This is a genomic window from Brenneria tiliae (assembly GCF_023347575.1).
In the GTDB taxonomy this organism is placed as follows: Bacteria; Pseudomonadota; Gammaproteobacteria; order Enterobacterales; family Enterobacteriaceae; genus Brenneria; species Brenneria corticis.
Window position 1 is genome coordinate 1 of sequence record NZ_JAKPCB010000094.1, and the last position, 12,711, is coordinate 12,711.

8 protein-coding genes are annotated in these 12,711 nt (G+C 62.6%); 2 read left to right on the forward strand and 6 right to left on the reverse strand.

From position 1 onward, the window contains the following. Positions 1-78: 78 nt before the first annotated feature. A complete protein-coding gene (locus MFP24_RS07875; RefSeq protein ID WP_249229968.1) occupies positions 79-813 on the reverse strand; it encodes an FAD-dependent oxidoreductase in 735 nt (244 codons plus the stop codon). 370 nt (positions 814-1,183) lie between these two features. On the opposite strand from MFP24_RS07875, the gene MFP24_RS07880 reads away from it, so the two are divergent. Further along, a complete protein-coding gene (locus tag MFP24_RS07880; RefSeq protein ID WP_249229967.1) occupies positions 1,184-2,020 on the forward strand; it encodes a siderophore-interacting protein in 837 nt (278 codons plus the stop codon). Positions 2,021-2,491: 471 nt separating this feature from the next. On the opposite strand, the gene MFP24_RS07885 is transcribed toward MFP24_RS07880, so the two are convergent. The 5 genes from MFP24_RS07885 to fepB all read right to left on the reverse strand — a co-directional run bounded on the left by MFP24_RS07885 (position 2,492) and on the right by fepB (position 11,363). Next, positions 2,492-5,722: a condensation domain-containing protein gene (locus MFP24_RS07885; RefSeq protein WP_249246717.1), complete on the reverse strand. Its 3,231-nt coding sequence runs from the start codon at positions 5,720-5,722 to the stop codon at positions 2,492-2,494. Between the two features lie 22 nt (positions 5,723-5,744). Next, positions 5,745-7,877: a TonB-dependent receptor gene (locus tag MFP24_RS07890; protein ID WP_249229965.1), complete on the reverse strand. Its 2,133-nt coding sequence runs from the start codon at positions 7,875-7,877 to the stop codon at positions 5,745-5,747. A 361-nt stretch (positions 7,878-8,238) separates the two neighbouring features. Continuing rightward, a complete protein-coding gene (locus MFP24_RS07895; protein ID WP_249229964.1) occupies positions 8,239-9,303 on the reverse strand; it encodes a FecCD family ABC transporter permease in 1,065 nt (354 codons plus the stop codon). Further along, positions 9,300-10,340, reverse strand: coding sequence for a FecCD family ABC transporter permease (locus MFP24_RS07900; RefSeq protein WP_249229963.1), 1,041 nt, complete (start codon positions 10,338-10,340; stop codon positions 9,300-9,302). Before MFP24_RS07900 ends, MFP24_RS07895 begins: the two co-directional genes overlap by 4 nt. 30 nt (positions 10,341-10,370) lie before the next feature. Then, a complete protein-coding gene (gene fepB / locus MFP24_RS07905; RefSeq protein WP_249229962.1) occupies positions 10,371-11,363 on the reverse strand; it encodes a Fe2+-enterobactin ABC transporter substrate-binding protein in 993 nt (330 codons plus the stop codon). Between the two features lie 199 nt (positions 11,364-11,562). Between fepB and MFP24_RS07910 the strand changes: the two genes are divergently transcribed. Continuing rightward, positions 11,563-12,678 carry an NtaA/DmoA family FMN-dependent monooxygenase gene (locus MFP24_RS07910; RefSeq protein WP_249229961.1) on the forward strand — a complete coding sequence of 372 codons (1,116 nt, stop codon included), beginning with the start codon at positions 11,563-11,565 and terminating at the stop codon, positions 12,676-12,678. The last annotated feature ends 33 nt before the right edge of the window (positions 12,679-12,711 follow it).

Genomic DNA, 12,711 nt, shown 5'->3' on the forward strand with positions numbered 1-12,711 from the left:
TGCAGGTGTTGAGGAAGGAAGGGATGCCGGAAACAGAGCGCGAGACCTTGCTGGCTCTGATGGCGGCAATCCCTGTTATTATTGAGGAAATTTATCAGGAGGATAGATTTTGAGGGGATCTCTCAGGTCCGGAACATATTTAGCCAGCATCTCTTTATTACTGGCAAATCCGCCGGTGGAAAGGACGACATTGCCGGCGTTAACGATTATCGTTTCCCCGGCGGAATTTTTAGCGGCGACGCCTTTGATTGCGCCCTGCTCGTCAAATAATAGTTTTTCCGCCGGGGTTTTGGTAAATATCTCCCCGCCTTTCTGTTTAAAATTAGTCGCTAATACCTTGATGGCGGCAGATCCCGAGCCTTGATAAATATGCCATGTATAAAGAGATTTTTCTGCAGGAAAGGTTGTCTTGATCCCTTTAAACTGAACGCCGATATCTTCAAGCCAGTTAATGGTTTCACCAGAGTGATTAAGCAGCGTGCGAATAACCGGCGCATTGACGCGCCAGTGATGGAACTCCATGACGCGTTCAAAAACTTTCTCCGGAGTAATATTAATTCCTTCTTTTTTTTGAATTCGCGTGCCGATTCCCAGCGATCCCTCAGGGTAGTTTCCCGCCCCGCCGATGATGGCCATCTTCTCCAGAACGATGGTTTTGGCGCCATTTTCCTGAGCGGTTACCGCCGCGGCAAGACCGCTGAGTCCGCCGCCGACGATAACGACATCGGCGTCGATTACCTGTTCGGCGATACTTAGCGGCGACAATAAACATAAACCGATACACCATGCGCTGTACTTGGCTGTTTTTTTCATAATATGATTTGCCTCTATGGTTATAATTAACTTATGGGCGCCATGGTTATAATTGACTTATTAAATAATAAATGTGATAGATGCGGCATATAATTTACATCAACCAAATAGTCCAGTATCGAGCAATAAATATAAAATAAAAAAATTTTAATCATTACAGCAATAAATAAGTTAGGTTAATTAATCTTATAAAGAAGAATAATATTATATTTTCCGCCGTCGCGGTTATGTAACGATATTGTTGCTTAATTGTTTTCCAAGCTAAAAAATTTAGCGCAGCTCCCATATGATAATGATAATAATTAATATTAAAAAAGATAGCTGATACACTCAACGGACAAAAAACCATCTTTCCTGAGGGAGAAGAACGATGTCCACACCCAACGAAGCCCCCAAGACGACGTACCGCCCGGCGCCCCCGCGGCTGGTGCAGGTTAAAGAGATTAACGACATTTCGCCCGGTCTGCGCCGCATAACCTTCAGCGGCGAGAATCTGCACGACTACCCGCCGGAGTGCGAAGGCTGGCATCTGAAAATTCTGTTGCCCCGCGAGGGAGAGCTGAAGCCCGCACTACCCACCCTTACCCCGCAGGGGCCGCAGTGGCGGGAGAATGAGGTGCCGCCGTTTATCAGAACCTACTCGGTGCGCGCCATCCGCCTGGCGCAACGCGAAATTGATATTGAATTTGCCTTGCACGACGGCGTCGCAGGTCCGGCATTGAATTTTGCCCGGCGGGCGCGGCCCGGCGACTGGATTGGCATCTCCAATCCCGGCGGCCCCGACCCGATGCTGCCGGAAGCGAAGCACTATTTTATGGCCGGCGATCCCACCTCGCTGCCGGCGATCGCCGCCCTGCTGGAGAAACTGGCGCCCGATGCGCAGGGCAAAGTCGTTATTCGCGTGGATAACGAAAGCGATACGCTGGATCTGCGCAAACCGGAAGGCGTGGAGGTCGTCTGGCTGACGGGAGATATCTCCCTGACGGACAGGCTGGTGGATACCTTTACCTCCTGGGCGTTACCCGCTCAGGACGTCACTTTCTGGATTGGCGGCGAAGACCGGATAATCAAAGCGCTGCGTCGTTATATCCGCCGGGAAAAGGGCTACGACCGTCAGCGGATCTACGCCATTCCCTACTGGCGCCACGGCTATGATGAAGAGCGTTATCACGATCTGCGGCATGAAATTATGGATAGTCAGGAGTAAGCGCCAAAGGCGCCCCGCCAGCGGGGCGCTAGAGATTGCTGATAAACCCGCTCCGATATAGTCATTCCCGAGGTAAAATGCACCCGGTAATCCCGACGGCAGTAGGCGGGTTTGATAAATCGTCTTAGATAGCAGGATGTGGTTTTTTAAAGGTTTTCCTTCGCGTAAAAAATCGCGCTGAGGTGGGCGTGACCGCCGGGTGAGCGGCACGGACGCCGCGAAAGCCAGTGCCGCGCCGGGAGCGCGTCAATGGCGGCCCGACCAGCGGTCACGAACGCCGAAGGCATCGCGTAGCGACGCGATTTCGCGAAAAGCCCGGGGCCACGGGGCGGCGGCGACTGAGCCGCCCCGTGTCGGGCGCGTGCTGCGACGGTCACAGAAAACGACTGAGGTTAGTGCGCACGAAACCCTCACTGCGCTTATAGAAATTCCTTCCCCAAATTTCTGGGGAGCCCCTACCCCGCCCACCGCCTATACCAGATTATCCTGACCTTCGGCCAGCAATAGCCGCCAGCCGTTAATAGTGGGATTTTTCATCAGCGAGATAAAATCGACCTCGTACCCTTCACTGCGCCAGTGGGCGATCAACGACATAATGCGCACCGAATCCAGACCGTATTCGAGCAGGTTTTCGTCATCGCCGATATCCTCGCCGTCGGCGTCGAGCAGCGGCAACAGCAGCTCGCGCAGACGCGCTTTATCCCAGACCGGCGTCATGGTCTCCTGCGCCGCAACCGGACTCGCGGGGTTCTCCGTATGCGGCGGCGGTAGCAGCGACTCCAGCGGCAGCTGAGCCGCCCCCTCTTCCGCCAGCCGGGCAAACGCCTTGGTGAGGGTGGCGACGATCAGATCGACCCTTGCGGCATCATAGTGTTGCGAGCGGTAGCTCATCAGCACGCGTATCGACGTCTCGCCGGCGAGAATCTCTTCCATCACCTCGAACTGCAGGCCCAGCAGCGATTCGCTCTTTTGCGGATCCACCTGTCTGAAAGAGACGCGGCTCCCGTCATGCAAGGTAAAGCTGCCGTTCAGTTTGTTCTTGGCGTGCAACTGGATAAATACTTCGAATATATGCCGGCCGTCCGGGCCATCCCCGTCCGCCAACGCTTCTTCAACCAGGTCGATGGGAACGTCGGTGTAAGGCAGGGAGTGGTTGATATTGTTCTTCACCTGTTCGATAAGCGCGGCCAGCGTCATTCCCGCGCTGAAACGCAGGCGGTGCGCCACCACCGTGGTGAAATAGCCGATGGTGTCGAAGAAGCGGGCGTCGTTGCGTCCGGACGCCGAGGTGCCGATAACCAGGTCGTCCGGCGCGCCCAAGGCATGCAGTGCGGCCGCGATGCCGGCATAGGCGACGTTGAACAGCGACGCGCCCTGTTCGCGGGCCAGCCGGTACAGGCCGTCCGCCACCGCTTGCTCCACCTTCAGTTCCACCCACCCTCCGGCGCTGGCGGATGAGGCGTCGTCGTTTTCGGCCGGATCGGCGACGGCAAACAGCGGTTTGCCGCGCTCTACGCCGCGCAGGCTCTCGACCCAATAGTCAAGGTGCGCCTGATTAAGGCCCGCCTTGTGCTGTTCGATGGCGAACCTATGGAACGGCGCCGGCCGGTTATGCCATACCGGCGAGTGGTTCGCCGCCCGGTGGGGATAGGCATGGGCCAGTTCGTCCATCAGCAGATTGACGGACCACTCATCCAGCACGATGTGATGGAACAGCAGGGAGAGGATCTGCCGCCCGCTTTCGTCATCGCGTATAAACCTGACGCGCAGCGGCAGTTCCGCCGCCAGGTTAAAGCGGTGTCCGGCTTCCTGCGCCAGCGCCGCGCGCCAGTCGCGCGCGGCGCTTTGGTGCGAATAGCCGAACCACGGGTAATGGGGCAGATCGTCGAGCGCGATGATACGCTGCCGCACCTCGCCCCGCTCCTCGTCAAACAGCGTTCGCAGGCCGCTATGCCGTTCCAGCACGTCAAGCAGCGCCTGATGGAACGCCGTCTCATCCACCGGGTCGAGAAAACGCAGGGCGAAGGGAATATTGAAGATGTCGCCGAAATCAAAGGCGGCGTAGGCTTTCCACAGCGATTGCTGCGCCAGCGACAGCGGCGCGTCCGTGGCATCGTCGTGCGCCGTCTGCGCGGCGGGGGATGCGGCGCTCTGTCCGCCGCCGCGCCGCGCCAGGGCGGCCAGCCCCCGGGCGGTGGGATGGCTGAACAGATCGTTGATATGGATTTCGATATCGCGCTCGCTGAGCAGCCGGCCGATCGCCCGCGTGGCGATCAGCGAATGGCCGCCAAAATCAAAAAAATCATCATCCAGGGTCATCTGCGGGGACGCCAGCGCATCGCGAAACTCGGCGAGGATAAGCTCGGCTATCCCGGCCTGCTGCTCCCCGCCTGACGCCGGCGGCGCGACAGGCAACTTATCCTCCCGCGGCCCCTCCGCGCCGGGCAGGTTTCCGGCCGCGGGCAACGCCGCCCCCGCCAGCCAGGCGACAAACCGTTCGAGCAGAAAGCCGCCGATATGGGGCGAAACCCGCGGCCCGGCGATCAGCTCCAGACGCAGCGTCTCCCCCGGTCCGTCGCCGACGGCCAACGCCAGATCGACGGAGCAGCGCGCCGGGGGCAAGGGGATGCGCACGGCGGCGACGCCCTCCAGGCGCAGCGACGGCGAAGGGTCCAGCAGCCTGATTACCCGCACCGGGGCGTCCGGCGCGGCGGCAAACGTTTCGTTGCGCTCCCCGGCGGACGCCAGAGCCGCCTGCGCCTGCGCCACCACCTCGCGCAGCGGCATGCCGTTATGGCGCACCTTTACCTGGGGCAATCGCTCGCCGTCCGCCGCCTGCTCCGCGCCCGCATCGGCACAGGGCAGGCCGACCGTTATCTCCTCCCCCGCGCCGGCCGCCGAAAGATAGCTGCCGAACAGTACCGCGAGCGCCGTCAAGCGGGATGGCTGCTCGCCGTCAAGCTGCACAAAGTGCGCCAGCCGCGCGGCTGGCAGCATGGCGCCGTAACGCGTCGCAGCGCCGGCATAACGGGCGCGGGATTGACCGAAGTCGACGATCTCCTGCCCGCTGCGATACAGCCAGGGCAGATTTATTTGACAGCCGCCGTCCGCCGGCCAAATCCCCTCGGTAAGACCGTCCGGGGCGGCGGGCCGATGATGCGGCAACGGCCCGCCGTTATAGACGGCGCTCAGCGCGGTCAATATCTGCGTCCACGACAGCTGTTTTCCCAGGATAGCGTGCGCCACCGCCCCCAGAATCACGCCGTGCGGCCCACCGATAAACAGCAGGAAACGCACCGGCGGCTCAAGGCGCAGTTCACAGGGTTTGTCCTGCTCGCGCAGCAGGGCGGCGATGGCCTGTTCCTCGTCGGCGATCGCTTCGATGGCTATCGGCTGTATCAGCGGACTGACGGAAAATTTGCGCAGTTCCCCCTGCTCATCAAAACGGTATCTGACGTTAAGGCCGGGCATTTCCCTCAGCACCGCTTGCAGAGCGGCGGCCAGCCGGCCGGGCCGCACCTGCGGGCCGAGCCGCCAGGCCAGCGCCAGTTGGTCTGGCGTATCCTGATATTGCTGATGGCGCAGCCACGCCCGCTCTTCAAACGGCGTCAGCGGCCGTCCATCGCCCTGCTTTTCGGCGTCATCATCCGGCGTTTTGCGCGTCTTATCTTCAGTCGTGCCGCGCTCAAACTCGTCCGTCACTGCGTCATCCTCCTGCGCTGCGTTAGAACGTCAGTTCAAGAGAGGCGCCGATCAACCGGTCGGGCCTGACCTCGGAGAGGTAGGCCACGCCTCTGGAACTGCCGTAGTAGGACATGACGCTGTCGTCATGGTCGAACAGGTTCTGCGCGAACAGCGTGGCCCGCCCCTGTTTGAAGGTATAGGCAAGCTGGAGATTGGTGGTCCAGTACGACGAGATCCGCCCGCGCCGGTCGTTGTCATTGTTGGAATAGTAGGAGTCCGAGTAGGCGACGTTGCCGCTCAGTTCGAAGCCGCGCGCGAAGCGATACCTGGCGCCCAGGTTGGCGGTATAGCCCGGCGCCCGCGCCAGCTTGTTTCCCTCAAGTTCGCTGCCGGAAAAGCTCTCGATCTTTGACTTCAGCAGCCCGACCGAGCCGAACAGATCGAACTCCCACGCCGGGGTCCAGCGGGCGCCCAGCTCGGCGCCGTAGGTCTTCACCTTGTCGGCGTTGAGGATCACCGAGGAGCCGCTTACATCGACGGGAAGCTGCATATCCTTGTAATCGTTATAGAAAATATTGGTGGTCAGTTCAACGTTACTGTCTTTCAGCTGATGGCGGCTAAAGAGCTCATAGTTCCAGACGTACTCCGCGTCATAGGTGTAGCTGACGAAAGGCGCGAGGAAGGTCATACCGGCGCCGCCGGCGTTGTAGCCGCGCGCGATGCGGCCGCCGTATGCCTGTCCGTCCCGCGGCTTCCACACCATTTCGGCCTTGGGCAGGAAGACGTTATAGGACTTGTCGAAATCGATCGCCACGTTGCTGCTGCCGCCTTGCCGCCGCCGCTCCTCCCGTTCCAGGCGTCCGCCCAGCGTTACGTCGACCTTTGGAACCACGGCGTAGGTGGCCTCGGCGAAGGCCGAGAAGGATTCGGTCCGGTCATCGAAGGTATTGACGCCGCCGTAGTACGCGTCGAAATTGAGCCATTCGTCCTGCGTGGAGTAGAAATAGCGCAGTCCGGCCAGCGCCCGCAGCCGGTCATCGCTGCCGCCGAAACGCGCCAGGGGTTCAAGCTGGAACTCCTTGCCGTCGATATTCGCGGACTGCAGGCCGTTCGACGTCAGACGCTGATTGTCGAAATCGGTATACAGCAGCTTGTTCTCCAGTTGCAGGCTGTCGGACGCCTCCCAGGCGATATCCCAGATGCCGCTGGTGGATTTGGTTTCGAACACTGGCCTGGTGGTCTCGAAGCGCACGCTGCTGCTGGCTTCGTTCTGCGGCGCCCGGGTATCATAGTGGTTAAGGGAGAGCTTGGTGGTCAGTTCGGGCAGGGCGGCGGGATTATACAGCAGCTTGGCGCGCGAGGTGGTCACCTCTATTTCCCGCGGGTCGCCGACCGGCGCATAGGCGGTCAGATCGGCGCTGCTGCGCCGCCGCTGACGGTCGACGCTGACGCGGAACGCCAGTTCATCGTCTACCAGGGGGCCGGAAACCATCGCCGCCGTCTGCGAATAGTGCCGGTTGCCGATGCCCCCCTTCACCGCCTGCTCCCAGTGGAACGTCGGGTCTTTCGAGGTGATCAGCACCGCGCCGGCGATGGAGTTGCGCCCCTGGAGCAGGCTCTGCGGGCCGCGGAACACCTCGACCCGCTCGATGTCCCACATCGACTGGGGGCCGAAGGCCAGTTCATTGTAGGTGAGCGAACGGCCGTCCACCGCCATATTCAGGCGGGCGCGCGAACCGTTGAGAAAAGCGTGGGCGCCCTGCGCCGGCCCGGTGCCGTCGATGCCGCGTACGGTGGGCAGATCGTTGCCGATGCCGGTATCGACGACGTTCGAGGTCATCTTGAGCAGATCCGACGCCACGGTAACCCCCGGCGTCGATTCCAGCCTGCGGGAATCGTAGACCTCCACGCTGGAACCGGTCTCGTAAATCGAGCGGTTGACCTTCTCGCCGGTAACCAGGATGGCGTCCGTTTCCGGCCGCGGGTCCTGCGACCAGGCGGCGGCGTCACCGCCGCTTTCCTCCCTCTCCTCTTCGGGGGCGGCCCAGGCGTCGGACAGGGGCAGGACGGTTCCCAGCAACAGGGTAGCGACGGAGCCGGCAACCCGTAAACCGACGCCGTCTCTTTTGCCATCCGCCGCTTTGTGCCGCAGAGTCGCGTGTAACCTACTCATCAATAACCCTCCTTAAGCAAAGATGCACAAAATCTGTTCTACTCACATAGAAAAAAGTGTGATTTTCACTTTGCAAACGGCATCTGGCATCCGGTACGACTCTGTAACGCGCGTTATCCATGCCGTAGGGGCGGATTGACTCTGCCCGGGCGCCATCGCCTGGTTATTGTTTTGCCTGCGCCACGATGGCTGCGTCTCAGCCGCGTGCGGCGGCTCAGGGGTGACGTGCGGAAGAGCTCAAAAAAACAGCACCTCACCGTCGCGAATGATAATGTTTCAATTTAAGTAATGCAAATCATTACTATTGTAAAGAAACGAAAGGAAAGGTCGCGATAAAGGGGATAAAAACGGCCTGCGCGGCTCAGAACCGGCGCATGCGGTTCAGCAGCCAGAGCAGATAAACGCCCCCGAGAATGCCGGTCATACGGCCGACGGGCACTGCGACAGTCAGGGGCAGCAGCAGCGTGATCAGGTCGGCCAGCAGCAGCAGGCAGGCCCCCATCAGCGCGGCGCTGATTACCGGCAGCTTGCGCGAGCGGGTTAAACGCGTCACCAGCTGCGGCGCGGCCAGGGCGACAAAAGCGATGGGGCCGGTGGCCCCGGTGGCCAGCGCCGCCAGCACCACCGCGCACAGAATCATCAGCAGCCGGACGCGCTCCACGCGGATGCCCAGCAGGCAGGCCATATCGTCGCCCATTTCCATCATGGTGAGCTTTCTGGCGCACAGCAGCACGACCGGCAGCAGCACGGCCACGCCGATCATCACCGGGATCAGGTGCATCCAGGTGCGGGATTGCACCGAGCCGGCGAGCCAAAGGTTGGCCATCACCGCGTTATCCAGATCGCCCTTCACCAGCAGGAAACCGTTCAGCGCGCTGAGCACCGAACCGACGCCGATGCCGGTAAGGATCAGGCGATACCCCCGGAGCGTTCCCCCCTTCACCGCCAGCAGATAGACCAGCAGCGAGGCGGCGATGCCGCCCGCTATCGCGGCGAAGGCGACGGCCGTCGGCGCGGGGTCGAACAGCACGATCTGCAGCAGCGCGCCGCTGGCGGCGCCGGTGGTGCAGCCGATAATATCGGGGGAACCGAGCGCATTGCGCGAAACGGACTGGAAGATCGCCCCGGAAACGCCCAGCGCCGCGCCGACGAAGATCGCGGTCAGGGTGCGCGGCAGGCGAATATTGCGGATGATGCGATCGCCGGGGCCGCCGTCGCCGTCGCCCAAGATGGCATGCAGAATCTGGGCGACGCTGATATCGATCCGTCCCGCCGTCATGGCGAACGCGGCCAGCAGCAGCAACAGCAACAATAGCCCGGCGCACACCGCCAGCGTCCGGGGGGAAACCAGCAGCGATACCCTTCCCCGGCGCCAGACGGCGCCGCTGATGCCGGCCGGCGCGTCGCTCTGGCGTGCGGCGGTCATAGCTGGATGATTTTCCATCGTCTCACCAGCACCACGAACACCGGTCCGCCGATCAACGCCGCCATAATGCCCACGCCGATCTCCCCCGGATAGCCGAGCAGCCGGCCGAGAATATCGGCCGTCACCATCAGGATGGCGGAAATCAGCATCGACCAGGGCAACACCCAGCGGTGGTCCGAACCGGCCACGAAACGGGCAAAATGCGGCGCGGTCAGGCCGATAAAGCCTATCGGCCCGGCCGCCGCCGTCGCGGCGCCCGCCAGGGAGATAATGGTCAGCGCCGACAGCAGCCACACCCAGAGCGCATTGACGCCGAGCGACTGCCCCAAATCGTTGCCGAGCGCCACCATATCCAGCGATTTCGCCAGGGTAAGCGACGCCAGCAGACCGGCCGCCACCACCAGGGAAACCGGCCCCAGCACCGCATAACCGCGTCCCTGGAGGGAGCCGACCACCCAGTGGCGGAACTGATTAAACACCTCCTCGTCGCTGTTGACGGTAATCAACTGCGCCAATGCCAGCAGCACCACGGTGAGCGCCGCCCCCGCCAGCACCACCCGCACCGGGTTGATTTCCCGCCAGCCGCCGGAGAGAAAATAGACCCCGCAGCCCACCAGTCCGGCGCCGAGCAGCCCGAACCACATATACCCGGCGACGTCGGAAACGCCCAAAAAGGCGATAGCCGCCACGATGGCCACCATCGCCCCGGCGTTCACGCCGAGAATGCCGGGGTCGGCGAGCGGATTGCGGGTCAGCGCCTGCATAATGGCTCCGGAGACGCCCAGCGCGGCCCCCACCACTATCGCCAGCAGGGTGCGCGGAATTCTCAGGTAGCGCACCAGCAGGTGCTCGCTGCTGCCGGCGTCGAACGCCACCAGCGCCTGCCAGGTCACCTGGGCCGGAATGGGGCGCGAACCGATAAACAGGCTCCACAGCGCCAACGCCGCCAGCAGCAGCGCGCCGATAAACAGGCCCCGGCGCCGAAAGCTGAATTTGCCGCTGCCCGAGCGGGGAACAACCTGAACGACTGGTGGCATGGCGAATGACCCTGCGTAGATAACAAGCGGTTACGGCGACGGCGCGGCCTGTTCCGCCTTGCCGAACCGTCTGACGATGCCGGCGATAATCTCCCCGGCGCTGAAATAATCGATGCGGAACGAATTGACGCCCAGCCCATAGACCTGGCGTTTTTTCACCGAAGGCAGGTTGGCGAGCAGCGGATCGGCCAGAAACGCCGCCGCCTTGTCATCCCCGGCGTTAATCAGGAAGGTGGTGGAGGCGCTCAGCCGGGTCAGGTTTTCATACTCCGTCCAGATAAAATCCTGGCGCGGAGCCACGCTGCTTTGCCACGCCGGGTCGGGCGCTTCGAGGGTAAAGCCGAGCGATTGCAGCAGGCGGGCGTGAACCCCGTCGGCGGTGGCGATCGGGTTGCTGGTGCCGGGACCGTTGTAGCTGATGATGTTCACCTTGCCGGCCGGCGGCGTGATGCGCTCGCGCGCCGCCGCCACCGCGGCGTCGAACTCGACGATGCGGGCGTTGATTTGCGCTTCGAGACCGGTGGCCGCGCCGATTTGCCGCGCCAGATCCTGCCAGGTCTGACCGCCGTAATCCAGCACGATGGTCGGCGCGATGGCTTGCAGTTCGCCGATCTGCCCCAGCGCGGAATCCCCGCCCGTAGCGGCGACCACGATCAGATCCGGCGCCACCGCATAGGCCGCTTCCAGCTCCACGCTGCCCGCCGGCCACAGTTTTTCCACCCCGCGCGCCTGCGCCGCCTTGTCCCACTGGGCGAAAAAGCGGCCGTTGGCCGCGGTCGCGCTGGCCGCCACCGGCGCGTCGACGGCCAGCAGCGTGCCGGTGATGGTTACCGAGGTGGAGAGGATGCGCCTGGGCGGCGCGGTCAGGGTGGTGGCGGTGCCGTCGGCATTGCGAAACTCCCGCGGCCAGCCCGGCTGGGCGGCAGCGGCCGGCGGGCTGACGCCCTGCGCGATTAGCCCCGCCGTCAGCGCCAGCGCCGTTATCAGGCGACCGATGCCCGCCATACCTTTCCGTCCGTTCATAAGCTCCCGACCGTTCATTATAATTGTTACGATAACTGCTAAAAAAATAGTCCTCGCCCGGCGCGGCTGATTTTTAAGCAGTATATTATTCACACACATAGCGTCGCAATAGCGTAACCGCCAATCGCCTTGCCCCGTCGCCGGTGCGCCGGGAGCGCGACGGCGACAAAACCCACTCTCGAACAGGAGGCGCGCAGGCATGAAAGCAAACCGGCAGCTGTGCATCGGCCTATCCATTGCGGTAACCTGGCTAAGCGGAAACGGATGGCGACGCGCCGACAGCCGGGTGGAAGAGATATACTCGGCCGATTTTTATCTCGACCTGGCCCGGCGGGCGGAAAACGCCAAACTGGATTTTCTGTTTCGCCCCGACGTCATGTTTATCGATCCGCTGCGCGCGGCGCAGTCCCCCTCCTTCAGCAGCCTCGATCCCACGGTGTTGCTGGCCGCCATCGCCGGGGAAACCCGCCGTATCGGCCTGGTTTCCACCGCCTCGACCACCTTTTTGCCCCCTTACCTCGTCGCCAGACAGCTCCAGTCCCTTAACTGGATCAGTCAGGGCCGCGCCGGCTGGAACGTGGTCACCGCGTTGGACGGCAACCGCAATTTCGGCCTCGACCGGATGTCCGCCGCCGACGAACGCTACGAAAAGGCCCTTGAGTTCACCGAGGTGGTGCGTCGGCTGTGGCAAAGCTATCCCCATGGGGCGCTGACGCTCGACCGCCAAAAAGGAGAATACGCGCGGGCCGACAGGCTGCGCCCCATCAACCACCGCGGGCGTTTCTTCAGCGTTCAGGGACCGCTTAACGTGCCGGACCCCGGCTGCGGCGCCATTCCCCTGTTCCAGGCCGGCGCCTCGGACCGCGGGCGCGATTTCGCCGCGCGCATCGCCGACGGCGTTTTCGCCGCCACGCCCGATATCGCCGCCGGCGTCGAGCTGCGACGCGACCTGCGGCGGCGGGCGCGGGCGCACGGCCGGCACCCGGACGCGATCCGGCTGCTGCCGGGCCTAAGCCTCTATCTGGGCAAAACCCGGCGCGAGGCGCGCGAACTCTATCGGGAGACCCAGGCGAACCAGACGAACCAGACGACGGCGCACTGGCTGGTGGTCGGCACGGTCGAAGACGCGCTGAACGACATTGCCGCGCGCGCGGCGGCCGGGGCGGCGGATGGCTTTATCGCCCTGCCCGGCGGCTCGCCGGCGTCGCTGGACCTGCTGTTCGACGAACTGATCCCCCGCCTGGCGGAGCGCGGACTGTTCCGCCGCGACTACAGCGGCAGCACCCTGCGCCAGCATCTGGGCATGGACCCCTGAGGCGTATCCGCCATCATAAATGCAAATGAGAAT